Annotated in this window: 10 protein-coding genes; 6 read left to right on the forward strand and 4 right to left on the reverse strand. The window is 60.6% G+C overall.

Going from position 1 to position 15,674, the window contains the following annotated elements; all coding sequences use genetic code 11:
* Positions 1–6: 6 nt before the first annotated feature.
* From AC50YL_RS07775 to AC50YL_RS07800, 6 genes are all read left to right on the forward strand, one after another.
* Complete coding sequence (locus tag AC50YL_RS07775) at positions 7–3,432, forward strand: DEAD/DEAH box helicase (protein WP_494830746.1); 3,426 nt, start codon at positions 7–9, stop codon at positions 3,430–3,432.
* A 39-nt stretch (positions 3,433–3,471) separates the two neighbouring features.
* Positions 3,472–4,254 (forward strand): GNAT family N-acetyltransferase, encoded by a 783-nt coding sequence (locus tag AC50YL_RS07780; RefSeq protein WP_494830748.1) that lies wholly within the window; start codon positions 3,472–3,474, stop codon positions 4,252–4,254.
* Positions 4,255–4,549: 295 nt separating this feature from the next.
* Positions 4,550–4,873: a hypothetical protein gene (locus tag AC50YL_RS07785; protein WP_494830750.1), complete on the forward strand. Its 324-nt coding sequence runs from the start codon at positions 4,550–4,552 to the stop codon at positions 4,871–4,873.
* 1 nt (position 4,874) lies between these two features.
* Positions 4,875–5,438: a hypothetical protein gene (locus AC50YL_RS07790; protein WP_494830752.1), complete on the forward strand. Its 564-nt coding sequence runs from the start codon at positions 4,875–4,877 to the stop codon at positions 5,436–5,438.
* A gap of 9 nt (positions 5,439–5,447) precedes the next feature.
* On the forward strand, positions 5,448–5,669 hold the full coding sequence (locus tag AC50YL_RS07795) for a hypothetical protein (RefSeq protein ID WP_494830754.1): 222 nt from the start codon (positions 5,448–5,450) through the stop codon (positions 5,667–5,669).
* 53 nt (positions 5,670–5,722) lie between these two features.
* Positions 5,723–6,070, forward strand: coding sequence for a helix-turn-helix domain-containing protein (locus AC50YL_RS07800; RefSeq protein ID WP_494830756.1), 348 nt, complete (start codon positions 5,723–5,725; stop codon positions 6,068–6,070).
* 166 nt (positions 6,071–6,236) lie between these two features.
* On the opposite strand, the gene AC50YL_RS07805 is transcribed toward AC50YL_RS07800, so the two are convergent.
* The 4 genes from AC50YL_RS07805 to AC50YL_RS07820 all read right to left on the reverse strand — a co-directional run bounded on the left by AC50YL_RS07805 (position 6,237) and on the right by AC50YL_RS07820 (position 15,617).
* A complete protein-coding gene (locus AC50YL_RS07805) occupies positions 6,237–11,519 on the reverse strand; it encodes a DNRLRE domain-containing protein (RefSeq protein ID WP_494830759.1) in 5,283 nt (1,760 codons plus the stop codon).
* 94 nt (positions 11,520–11,613) lie between these two features.
* Complete coding sequence (locus AC50YL_RS07810; protein ID WP_494830761.1) at positions 11,614–12,822, reverse strand: extracellular solute-binding protein; 1,209 nt, start codon at positions 12,820–12,822, stop codon at positions 11,614–11,616.
* A gap of 28 nt (positions 12,823–12,850) precedes the next feature.
* On the reverse strand, positions 12,851–14,530 hold the full coding sequence (locus tag AC50YL_RS07815; protein ID WP_494830762.1) for an ABC transporter permease: 1,680 nt from the start codon (positions 14,528–14,530) through the stop codon (positions 12,851–12,853).
* Positions 14,496–15,617, reverse strand: coding sequence for an ABC transporter ATP-binding protein (locus tag AC50YL_RS07820; RefSeq protein ID WP_494830763.1), 1,122 nt, complete (start codon positions 15,615–15,617; stop codon positions 14,496–14,498). Before AC50YL_RS07820 ends, AC50YL_RS07815 begins: the two co-directional genes overlap by 35 nt.
* Positions 15,618–15,674 lie beyond the last annotated feature (57 nt).

Genomic DNA, 15,674 nt, shown 5'->3' on the forward strand with positions numbered 1-15,674 from the left:
CGCCGCATGAACCACCGCCTGACGCTGGCCGCCATTCAAGGCATGTGCGGTCAACTCTCGTTCAAACGGGGCGAAGCCGCCTTCCGCGGCGGCAAAGTCGAGGTCGCGTATTACGATCCGGACGCCGGACGCTGCGAAGCCGTCGTGCGATTGCAGGAGAACTTCGAGGTCGCGCTGCGCATCGACGAAGACGGAGACGTCTCGGCCTCCTGCACCTGCCCTTCCCTGTCGTCCTATAGCAAATACTGCTCCCACGTCGCGGCGGTACTGCTGCTGATTCACGATGCGCAGCAGGCCGGGCGGACGCCTGGCGCATCCGCGGAGGGCAGCAACGCCAACGTCCGCGGCGCGGGAAAAGCTGTCTCCGGCAAACGCCGCCCGGGAGGCTCCGCCAAGGTCGCCGCGTCCGTCCGTCATCGCGGCGGCACCGCTATCGGCAGCGGCGACGACCGCGACGCTGGCCTCGAGTCCCCAAGCGGCGGCGACTATGCCGCTGCCGAGCGTGACGAGCTGGCCGAAGGCCTGCTCAAGCTGTTCGCGCCGCCGGCGGAACGGACGGTCCCCGCATCCGAGACGCGCTTCGATACGCGCGCGCCGTTCGCCTTGACCTTCGTCTGCAAGCCGTTCGCCTCCGGCCGCGGCCGCCGGATGCTCGGCATCGAGCTCAGAGCCGGGGCCAAACGTCCGGCGTCCGTGCCGCATATCCGCGACTTTCTGCAATGCGCGGCGGACGGCGAACCTTGCGTCATCTCCAAATCGCTGGTTTACGATCCGCGGCTGCACAGCATCCAAGCGGCCGACTTCGCCGTCCTCCGGCAGCTGATCGCCATGGCGGAGCAGGAGAGCCTGTACCGCGAGACGTCTGGCGTGTACGCCATGCACGCCGCGCCGATCGGCGGCGAGCGCCTGCTGCCCGTCCCGCCCGCCGACTGGGAGGCCTTCCTGCCCGCGCTCATCGCAGCCCCCTCCGCCGTGATGGAGCTGCATAAAGTCGTGTATGCCAACATCGAGACGGCGGACGAACGGCTTCCGCTGCATTTCGAGCTGGCGCGGCAGACGGACGACCGCGAAGCCGGCTACCGCCTGCATGTGCAGGGCCTCGCGGAGATGACGATCCTGGACGAATACGGCCTCGTCCTGACCGAAGGCAAGCTGTTGCGCGAGTCGCCCGAAGCGTGCGCCCGCCTGCTGGAGCTGCAGGCGCTGCTGGAGCGGTCGGACGAACCGGACCGGATTCCGCTGCCCCCGGCACGGATCGAGCCGTTCATGGAACGGGTCATGCCCGGGCTGCTGAAGCTCGGCAGCGTCCGGATCGCGGACGACGTCGCCAGGCGGATCACGCAGCGGCCGCTGCAGGCGAAGCTGTTTCTCGACCGGGTGCGGGACCGGCTGCTCGCGGCGCTGGAATTCCACTATGGCGACCTGGTCGTCAATCCGCTGGAGACCGAGCATGAACGCCGCGGCAGCGGGCCGATTCTGATGCGGGACGGCGAGAAGGAGCGCCGGATCCTCGCCCTGATGGAAGAGGCGTCGATGGCCAAGACGGAATCGGGCTATTTTCTGGGGGACGAAGAGCGGGAGTACCATTTTCTGTTCCATGTCGTGCCGCAGCTGGAGAAGCTGCTCACGGTTCACGCCACCTCCGCCGTCCGGACGCGCATCCATCTCGGGAGCGCGCCGCCGAGCGTCACGCTCAAGCTGAACGAACGCTCCAATTGGCTCGACGTCAAATTCGACATCGCCGGCATCCCGGAGGCGGAGATCAAGGCGATCCTGAAGTCCATCGACGAGAAAAGGACTTATCACCGCTTGCCGAGCGGCGCTCTCATGCCCTTGGACAGCGAAGAGATGAAGGAGATTATTCGCTTCATCAACGAAGGCCGGATCACCGTCAAAGACCTGCGCGACTCGGGCATCCACATCCCGCTCTTTCGCGGCCTGCATCTGATCGACGCGCCGCGGCAGGGCGGCGCCGTCCGGCTGGACAAGCCGTTCCGGCGGCTGCTGGACAATCTGCGGAATCCGGAGAACCTGGACTTTCCCGAGCCCGCCGAACTGCTCCATCCCCTCCGGGATTACCAGATCTTCGGCTATCAATGGCTGCGGACGCTCGCGCATTATGGATTCGGCGGCATCCTGGCGGACGACATGGGGCTCGGCAAGACGGTGCAGGCCATCGCGTTCCTCGCCGCCATGCTGCCCGCGATTCGCGCGGAACGGCTGCCCGCGATCATCGTGGCGCCCGCTTCCTTGACGTACAACTGGCGGGCCGAGATCCGCAAATTCGCCCCGCATATCCGCGCCGTCGTCGCGGACGGCACGAAGACGGAACGCGACGCCGTTCTGGCGGGCAGTTCGTCGGTCGACGTCGTCATCACGTCCTACCCGCTGCTGCGGCGCGATATCATCGGCTATGCCGCGCTGGAGTTCCACACGCTCATCCTCGACGAAGCGCAGGCGTTCAAGAACTACGCGACGCAGACGGCGCAGAGCGTGAAGCTGCTGCGTGCCCGCAACCGGTTCGCGCTCACGGGCACGCCGGTGGAGAACCGGTTGGAGGAGCTGTGGTCGTTGTTCGACGCGGTATTCCCGGACTTGTTCCCGGGACGCAAGGCATTCGGCGAGCTGGCCCGCGAGACGATCGCGAAGCGCGCGCGGCCGTTCCTGCTTCGCCGGGTGAAGACCGACGTCCTCAAGGAGCTGCCGGACAAAATCGAATCGGTGCAGGCATCCGCCCTGCTGCCGGAGCAGAAGAAGCTGTACGCCGCCTACCTGGCGAAGCTCCGGGAGGAGACGCTCCGTCATCTGGACAAGGATACGCTGCACAAGAACCGCATCCGCATCCTGGCCGGGCTGACCCGGCTCCGCCAGATCTGCTGCCATCCGGCGCTGTTCGTCGAGGATTACGCCGGCACCGCAGGCAAATTCCAGCAGCTGCTGGAGCTGATCGAGGAATGCCGCGCCGCCGGCCGGCGGATGCTCGTCTTCTCGCAGTTCGTCGAGATGCTGAAGCTGATCCGGCAGGAGCTGCAGCGGCGGGACGTGCCGTGTTTCTACTTGGACGGCAGCACGCCGCCGCGCGAGCGAATCGAGCTGAGCAGCCGGTTCAACGACGGCGAGCGCGACCTGTTTCTCATCTCGCTCAAGGCCGGCGGCACGGGACTTAACCTGACCGGCGCGGATACCGTCATCCTCTACGACCTGTGGTGGAATCCCGCCGTGGAGCAGCAGGCCGCCGACCGCGCCCACCGCATCGGGCAGCGCAACGTCGTGCAGGTTATCCGCCTCGTCGCCGAAGGCACCGTCGAGGACAAGATGGTCGAGCTGCAGGAACGCAAGAAGCACCTCATCGACGAGGTCATCCAACCCGGCGAAGAGGCGCTGTCCGCCCTGACCGAGGAAGAGATCAAGGAACTGCTCATGCTGAGCTAGTTGCCGACAACAGGATACAGCAGACGGAGGTAGGGAGAATTGGCGAACAATCAAGAAGCCATTCGCGAAAATATGATTCTGGCGTTCGAACATTTGAGCAATAATAATACGCGCATCGCGTTCCGGCGCACGCCGACCGCCTGCCGGGCCGAGACGGATATTCCGTTCCCGATTTTCAACCGCGTATTCGATTATCGGGCTTCCGACGCGATCGACATTGACGCTGACGTACTATCCATCGCGGATTCGTACCATAAACGCGGCATGAAATGCGGCTGGCATAGCTACTCCCATGATCGGGACGAAGCGGTGCTCGGCGCGCTGCGGACGAACGGCTTTGTTCACGCGGGCAGCATGTCCGGAATGTCGCTGTCCTTGGAGGGCCGGAGCATTGCGAACGCCGATGTGCCGGGACTGCGCATTGGCGTGATTCATACGGACGAGGAACTCGAGATCTTCAAGCGGGTGTTCGTGGCGGAGTACCAGCTTCCGGACGAAGTGGCCGCGGCCGTTACCCGGATATTCGCCTATGATTCGAAAGAACCGCAATCGACCCGCCATTACCTTGCTTATCTGAACGAGGTGCCGGTGGGTACCCTGATGACCTTCGATCATGGAGACGTCACCGGGATCTACACGGTAGCGACGCTGAAGGCATTCCGATCGAGAGGCATCGGCGGCGCGATCGTCGCCCATGCCTTGCGCGATAGGCAGGCGGCGGGAGCGAAGCAGGCGATTCTTCAGGCGAGCTCCATGGGTCAAAGCGTTTACCGCAAGCTTGGATTCGAAGAAAAGCTTACGATAGACGTGTATTCGGGATAGTTCGGAAGCAAGGACGTTACGGCCAGAGACCGCGGCATTAATCGGGTAGTTCCCCCATAGAGCGAGCACAATCAAAACAGCGGAGGTCCAAGACGTTGGCAGCAACGTCCGGGATTCCGCTGTTTCGCTATTCGGGTACGCCGGGGCAGCGAGAGATGGATTCATCGTCGGTACATTAACGTTGTTGCGAAACTCAAGGACGAAATATCGCAACAAGTCCGTTCGATTTGCGTATGGAATATAATTGGAAATATCAGAAACGAAAAACGGCCATTTACTAAGGGAGCGAAGTGAATTGACGATAAAAAAGTCGTTCGGTTCAGGGTCATTTGCTTTAGTCGTGCTCTTTTTAGGGTTTTTATTTAATTTTAAATTTCAAAACGACTTCATGGTTAGCCATTATCTTTTTAAGTTATTCGACTGGGATATATATACGAACGAAAGCCAGGGATTTCACATTCCCTTCATGGCTGCCATTGCATTTTGGTTGCCGGCGGTAATCATTTCCAAGAAAAAGCCAAACGATTTCGGAACGTCGTTCAGTTATAAGGTTGGAGGCGTCATGTTGACGCTAAGCATGATTGTGTTTGCCGTCTATTTGGTAGGAGCTCTTGTATAAGATGCGGCTTGAGGAGCGGCATCTGGATATATCAAAGAGAATGGGGTATGTGTTTATCGCGGTCAGTTTGATCGCAGTGATTGCGATTTGCTTTTCGAACCGCACGAAGCAACTGTATGGGAATGATCAAGAATCCATACAAAAAGTCATTAACGCAATTAAAGGTTACGAAGACGCGTCCGTTGAAATTTTGGACATTAAAGACATGAGCGATAAAAGGGTCGTCGGCTTCTTATCCAATAATGACCCTGCCTATATTCAATTTTCCAAAAACCGAAAAGGCAATTATGAATGGCAGACGATCGAAAGGCATGCCGGTCAATCTTTGACTGCCTTCTTAATCCATAATACGGATGTTGAATCCCCGAATGCTAAATTCATGATCGTGACGAATGACGAAAATAAGATCGCTAAACTTGAATTAGAGGTAAATAAACAGGTACTGATACAAACGTTCAGCGTGCATCGTAAGTCGGTTACTTGGATTGATTTACCTAGTGATACTCGCCTTGCATTTAAATATAACTATTACGATCAGAACGGTAAGCTTCTGCGTGCTGATTGAGGAGGACTTATGAAAACGAATCAACCTGCTTTATTTTTGCTTTGCAGTCTGCTGATTGGCGTATTAATCGCGCTTTCGCCCGTATTGGTGACAGGTCACTGGTACAATGTCAATAAAATCATGGGAAATTTATTGATTGCCGAATTTATTGTAAGAACACTTGCCATTATCATCGGGTTACTCGTTATCTACGGTGGGACTAAACACTTTTTTCTTAATCGAGCTAAATAAATGGTATACGCGTTTTGGAAGAAGTGAATTGAGTTTAAGCGGAGGGTAATTTTTTGAAAACTATTAATTGGAGTCTTATTATCTGTTCCGGATTGTTAGGAATCGCATTCGTCGCAGGTTGCCTAATCATCAGCGATCATCCATCGTCGCCAACCGAGTCTATTGAACAGCATGACTCGAATCACCCCCTTATGACGATCAAAGAAACAGCAAATTACTTACATCTATCGGAATCTCAAGTACGGGAAATCATCACTTTTGAAGAAACGATGCTTACGGCAGGCGGCTCATATTCGGGAAAGATGTTTCCCATCATCAAAATCGGCAATGATATATTCGTGAGTAGAGCCGGTTTAAATGAATGGATCTCGGAATCCGCGCAGCAAAGACAGCAGTACTGAATGGACGATGCGATTCTTGAAATCGTTGAAACGCGCAGTCATCCACCTCCATGAGGATCCAACGGTAGTTCCCCCATTACTCACTTCCCTCCCTAATTGCAAAGAAAAAAGCGCAGGACGCCCGGATAAAGCTCCGAGCGCCCCACGCCAATCCCGAATTACCCGCTTACTTCTTCAAGCTGTCCCGCAGTCGAATCAAGACCGAGACCGCCTCCGCTCTCGTGGCCGTGGCCAGCGGAGCGAACTCGTTATGACCGCGTCCCGAGACGATGCCAAGCTGCAGAGCCGTGCCTACTGCCGGCGCCGCCCAGGACGGGATAAGCGCCGCGTCGCTGAAGGAAGCAACGGAAGCTTTCTCTTGCGTCAGCTTGTACGCCCGCATGAGCAGCGTAATCATCTCTTCGCGGTTGATCGTCGCGTTCGGACGCAGCGTGCCGTCCGCGTATCCGCCCAGGAATCCGGCCGCGACCGCTTCGGCTACGCTATCCGACGCCCATGCCGGGATGGCATTCTTATCGGCGAAATCGAGCGTCTTGTCGGCGCCTTGCGAGTGAAGTCCCAGCGCGCGCACCAGCATGAGCACGAATTGAGCGCGCGTCACTTGCTCGTTCGGTTTGAAGCTGCCGTCCGGATAGCCTTGCACGATGCCTTGATCGACGGCCCGTTGAATCGGGTCTTTGGCCCAGTGCGAGCCGATATCGGTCAGCGATTTGCCCGAACCGGACGTTGGCGCGCCGTCTCCCGGCGTATCGTTCGGCTCATCGGCCGGAGGCGTCGTGCCGCCATCGCCCGAAGACGGATCCGTCGTACCGCTGTCCGGATTGTCGGCCGGCGGGGTAACTCCGCCGTTTCCGCCGTTCCCGCCATTGCCGCCATTTCCACCATTGTTGCCATTTCCACCATTGTTGCCAGAGTCAACAGCCGTTACGTGAACGGCCGCCATGGCATGATAGCCTCGGTACACGGCGATGATCGACGCGGTGCCCGCCTGCTTGCCGGTCACCTTGCCGTCGGCTCCGATATCCGCAACCGCCGGATTGGTCGACAGCAGGACGGCTTTCGCCGTGACGTCATGAACGGCTTTATCGCTGTCCGCAGCCTTGACTGCGGCTGCTTTCGACTCTCCGACCTTCAGGTCGTAGCTGTCCGCGTCGAAGGCGATCGATTGAACCCCGTCGTCCGGCTCGTCGCCGGGAACGGACGTGCGCTGACGCTCCACGATGATGGCATACATCGGATTGGCGACTCCGCCGGCGGTCGCCGCTTGCACGAGAATGACGTTGCTTCCCGGCTGCAGGTCGAGCGGCGCGCTTTCCTTGCCGCTTTGCACCGTTTGGCCGTCCGATCCGTTGATGCTCAGCGTGATCGCGGCCGAGGCGTTCAATGCCGTCGGCGTGACGGCGAGCTGCGTCACGTCATCGGCTACGCTTGCCGCGTAGCTGGTAATGGAAGGCGAGAATTGCGGCGTCAGGCTTCCATCGGACAACGAGAGTCCGCTCAAGCCCGCCGTTTTCTTCACCGTCAATTGATACGTTGCCGTATTCGCCCCGTCCTCCGACGTCACTTGAACCGTGATCGCGTTCACCGCGGCAGGCAGCGGGATCGGATTCGAGGTTTTGCCGCTGGCGAGGTCCTGCGACCAGCCGTTGTCGCCGGTAATCCGGATCTGGGCGAACGGATCCTCGGCGGTCGGCGTTACCGTCAGCCTTTGCGCGTTATCCGAGACGCTGACCGCATAATCGGTGACATCGGCGTCAAACGCAGGCGTCAAAGCACCTTGGTTCAAAGCCAGCGCATGCAGGCTTGCCGCGGTACCTGGCGCGTGAACGACGACCGTCGCCGTCGCCTGATAGCCGCTTGCCGCGGAGGTTGCTGTGATCACGGCCGTCCCCGGCGACACCGGATGCACGGTTCCGTCGTTATCGACCGTCGCGACTTCTTCCTTGTCCGAGGACCACGCCATCGCTTCGCTTCCGGAATTCAGCGGCAGCATTTGGGCGGTCAACTTGGCCGGGTCACCGCCCGCCGCCAGATCAAGCTGGCTCGGCGTGATCTGAATGCCTTCCGAAGGCAGCTGATACGCGATCGTCAGATAGGGACGAATCGCCTCGTTCGCATTCTCCCTGGACGCGAAGTCCTTCGTGGTCGGAACCACGTTGGCCGCGCTGGCCGGGTCCGGTCCCTTGAGCAGCATCCCGAAGTTATGCTCCGGATCGGCCGACCATTTCTGCACCAAAGCGGTGATGTTCCAGTCATACCACGTATTCGGCGTCATGCCGACGACTTGCGTCGCTGCCGGCGTCGGGTCGAATTGCGGCTTGTTGGCCCAGTGCACCCAATCGCCGTTCGTCAGCCCCGTGCCGTCGATCCCGGTGCCTTCTCCTTCAAGCCAAGGTCCCGTCGTGATCTCGTGCACGTTCACCGTCGTGTCCGCGAAGGCCGCCGCATTTCTACCCCTCAAGGCGGTCAGGTACAAGTGCAGCTCCGCTCTCGTGATGATGGCATTGGCCGGAATGCCGGTCAAGCTGCCGAACCGAATCAGGCCGTATTTGGCGTCGTCCACGAGCGGGTCGTAGAACCCGACCTCGAACACATTGTTCGCCCCGGTGCTGGAGAGCGTATGCTTCGAACCTTGGATAACGTGGACATCCGCCGTATCCGCGTAGCCGTTGGCGCCGTATTGGAAGGAAAGCGCCGATTTATGCACATTGACCGTATAGGTTTTCTGTTCCTGGCCGCTTGGCGAAGTGACGGTCGTTCGGACTTTATTCGTGCCGACCTCCAGCTTGAACGTCGCGCTCTCGCCGCTGTTCACCGGGATCGGCTCTTTGCCGTTGAGCGACATCGCAATCGTCGCGGCGGAATTCTCCGCAACCGGCGTCAGCGTCAGCTTGTCGGCCGCGCTGTCCGGCAGCGTCACGTCGTAGTCGGTCGCATCCGGCGAGAACGCCGGGGACAGCATGCCCTGGGACAACGCGATTCCGCTGAGATTCGCCGAGCTGTCAAGCGCCGCGACATGAACCGCGACCGTGCCCTGCTTGCCGCCGTCGATCGACGTGGCCGTGATCGCCGTCGTTCCTTGCGCGATGGCCTTGACCGTGCCGTCTGCCGACACCTTGGCGACCGCCTCGTCGTCCGAGGACCACAGCACCTTCTTGTTAAGCGCCGCGGCCGGCGCTACGACCGCGGTAAGCGGGCTCGAATCCCCGACCAGCATCTCCAGATCGTCGCCTTGGGCCACGCTAACGCTCTGGACCGGCACCGTATACGTGACGGTCAGCTTCGGATGCAGCGTGGAAATGATATTTTCCGAGGAAGCGAACTGCTTCGTGGATACCTTTGCCGCGTCTTGGTCCTCGACCTTCAGCATCATGCCGCGATTGGAGGCCGGATCGGCGTTCCAGCCTTGGACCAGAGAAGTCACGTCGAAAGACTTCCACGTCTCGATGTCGTTTCCCGATACCGTCTGAACGGCGGACGGCACAGGCTCGTACGTACCCGTTCCCTGCATGAAGCTTGCCCAGGTCACGCTGCCGGAGTCGCCTGCCGGCTGGCCGTCGATTCCCGTGCCGCTGCCTTCCGTCCAAACGGACAGCGCCTGATGGGCGCCGATGAGCTGATCCTCGATTTTGCCCGTGTCGGAACGGGTGCCGAGAACGTAGAGGCCCATGGAAGCGCCCGTGACGACCGCTCCCGCCGGAAGGTCGGACAGGTCGAACCGGACAAGGCCGTCCCGCTGATCGCCTTTGTCCTGCGGCGGCACCGACGCGCTGCCGTCCGACAATTGGATCTCGGATATCTGGGTGTAGGGCTGCGTTCCGGTATTGGCAACGCTGAATTGATAGTACTTGTACGCCGTGTCGTTGCTGAACGCATACGTGTTTGTCGTCAAGCGTCCGGCGAAGCTTTGGCCGTTTTGCGTATCGAGCGGCGTCCATTCGGCATTGTCGTTTGAACCCTGCAGCGTCCAATTCTGGACATCCCGGCCAGGCTCGTCTTCGGCAGCCGTGATCGCATACCCCTTCACCGCGACGGGATCGTTGAACGTAAACACGATATTCGCCGACTGCGCTTTGCCCAGCCACTTCGTGGCGAGACTGCGGTCGATCAGCTTGGAGGCGATCTGCGTCGGCGGAAATTCCGCGTCGGCCGTAACGCCGTCAACGGCCGCCAGCTGCATCATGACGGCGCTGCCCGGCAAAGGCGCAAGCGGCTGGCTGTACGTGCCGATCTCGAACCGGTCGTTGCCGCCCATGTTGTTCAGCTGGAAGCTGTCGTTCTGGGAAATATTCGTATCCGCCGTGCCGGCGTAACCCGTGCCTTCCTGAAGCGTGACGGTCTGCGTGGAAGCGGGCATGCCGCCGTAGCTCGCCAGGTAGCTGTGCAGCACCGGCGCCACGTCGGTCTGCAGGATATTGCCGCCGTGTTGGATGACCCACGGGTAGCCTTTGGCCGGATCCGCGAACATGGCGCTGTCGCTGTTGCCGCCGTTCAGCCCGCTGAACCCGTACACGCCGTCATCCATGACGTTGACGCAGATGCGGGCGCCCGTCTTCTGAAGCTCTTGCACGACTTCGTCCGAGATCGACGAGGCCGTGATGCTGTTGAACTGCACCTCGTAAGCGACCGGCTTCACTGCCTGGGCAGCCGCCGCGAATTGATCGATGATCGAGACGAGCTGCGCCGGGCTGCCGTTGTTCTGCGAGAAGATCGGCATGTAGACCGGCGACGCATCGGGATACGTCTCCCGCAGGTGAAGCACCCACCGCTGGAATTCGGAGGCCGTGATATCGCCGACTTCGCCTTTGAAGACCGCGAGCTGCGTCGTCCGTGTCTCCTCCAGAATGTCCCAGATCTCGTTCCAATACGTAAATCCGTCCAGGCCGCTGTTCTTGGCCGAGACGTACAAGTCGCGGGTCTTGTCCAGATTCACGAGGATCTTGCCGCTCGCGAGCGTCATGACGTCCTTCAGCTCCGGCACCGTCTCCGTCGTCAGGTTGGCCGAATCTCCGCTGATGTCGCCCCACCGCATCTTCAGATGCAGGTCTTTGACCGTGCTCCACGGCAGGCTCGAGACATTCCCGTTGCCGTCCGTCGTCCGGTTGACCGAGCCGTCGTGCATCAGCACGTAATGCCCGTCGCTCGTGCGCTGTACGTCCATCTCCGCGATATCGGCCCCCTCGTCGATCGACCCTTGAATCGCCGATAACGAATTTTCGGGATGATGCTTCCAATCCTCGCGGTGAGCCATGCTCATGACCCGTCCGTTCGGATTCAGCAGTTCCTCGTAAATCGCCCTTACCGGTCCGTTCAGGCCGGATTCGTCGGCCGGTCCCGCGGCTGATACCGGCGCTGCGGCAAAGGTCAGGGACATCGTCGTCCACAGCGTCGCGAAGGAAATCGCGGTACCGAGGACACGACGAACGGATAATCTAGTTGCTTGAGACAAGGTAGTTCCCTCCTCGATTTGTTCTACCCTAACTATGAAAGAATGCCGATGGAACGACAATGCGGTAACGTTGCCAACATGTCGAAAATTTTGCCTACCCGCCGCCGTCGAACGCGGACGAGCTTTCCAGCTTCTCCTGCGCGTCCAGCAGCTGCTGCCAATCGATGCCGCGCGGATTGGCGGCTCCGGCGGCGTCGATCCGTCCGATCATGCCGATGACGGCCCGCTCCTTGTCCGTCAGCTCCGAATCCCGCTCCATGCTGCCGATCATATCGGCGCGGACGGGGAACTGGCCGCCGTCGCCAAGCAGGCTGGACTGCACCTCGTCGCCGATCAAGTACTGCAGCAGCTGGCGGGAGATGCCCGTCTCCGCGGCGCCCGCCTGCAGCATGACGAAGCCGCTCGTGCGGGGCAGTAGGGCGTGCCGGCCCTCGATCTCGGGGAAAGGCAGCACGCCGAATTCGAATTTTCCGCCGATGTACCGTTCCAGCGTCGTCCGCTTGTCCGACGACGCGAACAGAAACGCGGCCTGGCCATTGATGAAATCGCTGGTCGCCAGATGGTTGTCCAAGGGCGGCATGATGCCGTCGCGATAGACGAGATCATGCCACAAACCATAGGCGAGTACGCGGGGATCGCGGCCGGACGCGGATTCGGAAACCATCATGTTCTCCAGGTACCACGGGGTATCCCGGTCCGCGGCCAAGCCCCAGATGTCCGTCTCGCCGTCCTTGTCGACATCGAGCGTCAATTCCTTCGCGAGCGCCGTCATCCTGCCCCAGGTGAACGGGGCGAGCGCCGACGCGGACGCCGCTCCCGCGGAGCCGAGCAGGTCGGCATTGTAATAGACGACGGGCACGCTGCCGCCGTAGGGCAGCGCCCACAGCTGATCCTCGTAGCGGTACGAAGCCGTGAACCGCGAATCGATCCGCTTGCCGTCCGCCGTCGCCAGCTCCTGCCGCAGCGGCGTCAGCGCTCCCGTGTCGGCGAGCCCGGCAACCCCGAAGGCGCTGTCGATTTCCGCCAGCTGCGGAACCGTATTCGCGGTAATCGCGGCCGTCAGTTCCGAATACAGCCGTTCGGCGGACGTGAACATTTTCACCTGCACGGTCACGCCCGGATGCCCGCGTTCGAAGGCGTCCATATAGGCGGGAATCGACGGGCTGTACGCCCACGCCTGCACCGTGACCGTATTCTTGGTCTCGTATTGCGGCGTGCTGCCGCGGGGCATGTACAGCACCGCGACGGTCGCGAACAGCACGGCAAGCACGCTCCAGGTGATCCACTGGCGGTAGCGTTTCATCGGAATCAGCTCCTTCTTGGCTTCGGACTCACAGCATCAATTTGCGGCCGGACAAACGGTTCGCGAGCAGCAGCGAGAGCAGCGCCGTGACGGAGAGGATCGTCGCGAGCGCGGCTCCGGTCCCGTAGTTGGACGTGACGACCTCGCTGTATACCGATACGGCGATCGTGGCGGTCGCGCCGTGATACAGCACGATCGTCGTGCTTAATTCGTTGATCACCGCGACCCAGCTGATGATCGCCCCGGAGAGCACGCCGGGCAGCATGAGGACGAGCGTCGTCCTGAAGAACGTTAGCACGGGCGGGACGCCCAGGCTGACGGAGGCTTCCTCCACGCTCTTGTCGAGCTGCTGCAGGATGCCCGAGCTGGAACGGATCGTATACGACATCTTGCGCGTCACGTAAGCCAGGACGAGGATGATCCACGTGCCGGTCAGCAGCAGCGGCGGCTTGTTGAACGCCAGGATGAAGCTGATGCCGAGCACCGTGCCCGGGATAACGTACGGCACCATGATCAAGCCGTCGAGCACCGCGGTAATCCGGGATTTCCGGCGAACCAGGACGTACGCCGTGAGCACGCCCAGTACGATCATGGCCGCGATCGCGAGCAGCGAGAAGCTGTACGTGTTGATGATGGCTTGCTTGACCCGGTACCAGATCTCCGCGTAGCTCCCCAGGCTGAAGCCCCGCTGAAACACCGGACCCTTGGTCTCGATAAAGGAAGTGACCGCGACCGTGGCCTGCGGAATGATGGAGATGCCCGCGGGCACGAACGCGAGCGCCGTAACCAGCCGGCGGACCGCCGGCGGCAGCGACCGGATCGTCGGCGTCCGCATGCCGGTCATCGCGTAATTCCTCCGGGTCGACACGAACCGCTGGATAAAGAGGATCAGCGTCGAGCAGAGGATCATCAGGCCGCTGACCGTGCTCGCCATCGCCGGATTGCTTCCCATCTCGCTGATGAATTGATCGTAGGCCAGCACGGGCATCACCTTGTAGCCTTGACCGAGCAGCAGCGGCGTGCCGAAATCGGCAAAGGACTCCATGAATACCATCAGCGTCCCGGCCGACAGGGTCGGCATGATCAGCGGCAGCGTGATCGTCCATATCCGCTTCCACGCCGGTACCCCCAGGCTTTCGGCCGCTTCCTCCAGCGAGGTGTCGATCGTTCGCAGCGCGCCGGACACGTACAGATAGATATGGGGGTAGAACTGCAGCGCCAGGACGAAAACGATGCCTTTCGGCCCGTAGATCGACGTGAACGGAATCCCCGCGGCATGCAGGATGCGCGTAATGAAGCCGTTGTTGCCGAGCATCATGATCCAGGAGTACGCGCCGATGAAGGGCGGCGAGAGCAGGGACATGATGACCAGAATATTCAGCGCCCCCTTGCCCCGCATGTCGGTGCGCACGGAGGCGTAAGCGAGCGGAACGCCGATCAGGAGCGCGAAGAACGCCGACAGGGACGAGAGCTTGAAGCTGTTCAGCAGCGCGTTCCGGTAATAGTTCAGCCGGAGGAAGTCCCAATAGTTCGCGAACGTAAAATCGCCCTGCTTGTCGTAGAGGCTGCTGATCAGCAGCGCGCACAGCGGATACACGACGACGACGATCAGGAACGCATACATGAACAGCGTGAAGCCCGTCCAGAAATCCCACCTTCGCAGCTTCAGGCGGTCAGCCCATGATGCGCGTTGCCCGGGTCGAGCCATGGCTGAGGACCTCCTCTCCCTTGGCGTCGTACAGGATGGCCCGCTCCAGCTGGAAATCCAGGTAGACGCCTTGATGCGCCTTGAACAGCTCGTGCCGCTCCGTCAAATGCCGCTCGACCTCGATCGTCCGGCCGTTGCCGATATGAACGGTATAGTGGACCTTGCCGCCCAGAAACGACCCCTGCTGCACCTGGCCGCGGAATTGTCCGTCCCGGGTCAATTCGCCGGAGATATTCACGTTCTCCGGACGGATCGAGAGCAGCGCTTTGCCTTCGTACGCCCTCGCCAATCGCAGCTTGAAGGACCGGTCGGGCGGCACCTTCAGGACCGATTGGCCCGTGGCCGCGTCATAGCCGCTCACTTCCGCTTCCAGGAAATTCGACGTGCCGATGAAATTCGCCACGGTCCGGTTCTCGGGATACGTATAGATATCCTGGGGCGATCCGATCTGCTGCACGACGCCGCCGTGCATGACGGCGATCCGGTCGGATACGGCCAGCGCTTCCTCCTGGTCATGCGTCACGTAGATGGTCGTGATGCCCAGTTCCTGCTGCAGGGCGCGAATATCCGATCTCATCTTGATCCGCAGCTTCGCGTCCAGGTTCGAGAGCGGCTCGTCCATCAGGAGCAGCGCGGGACGAATGACGACGGCGCGGGCCAGCGCGATGCGCTGCTGCTGCCCGCCGCTCATCTCCGAGGGGCTGCGGCCGCGAAGATGCGCAAGCTCCACGAGCTCGAGCGCCTCCATTACCCGCCGCTCCGTCTCCGCCTTATTGACCCTGCGCGCCCTCAAGCCGTAAGCCACGTTGTCGAACACGCTCATATGGGGGAAGATGGCGTAATTCTGAAAGACCATCCCGATGTTGCGGCGATGGGTCGGCACGCCGTTCATCAGACGGTCGCCGAAGTAGATGTTGCCTTCCTCTTGCTTGTAGAATCCGGCGATCGTCCGCAAGAGGGTGGTCTTCCCGCAGCCGCTCGGACCGAGCAGCGTGAAAAATTCGCCGTCCTCGATTTGGAAGTCGACGTCCCGCAGCGTCTTCGCCCGGTCGAAATATTTCGAAACCCGTTCAAACGTAATCTTCATGTCATCCTCCGTAAGCCAATCTCCGATGCCGTTCATAAGAAGAGTCCCAATGATGGA

This window comes from Paenibacillus sp. J22P277, from assembly GCF_059383675.1.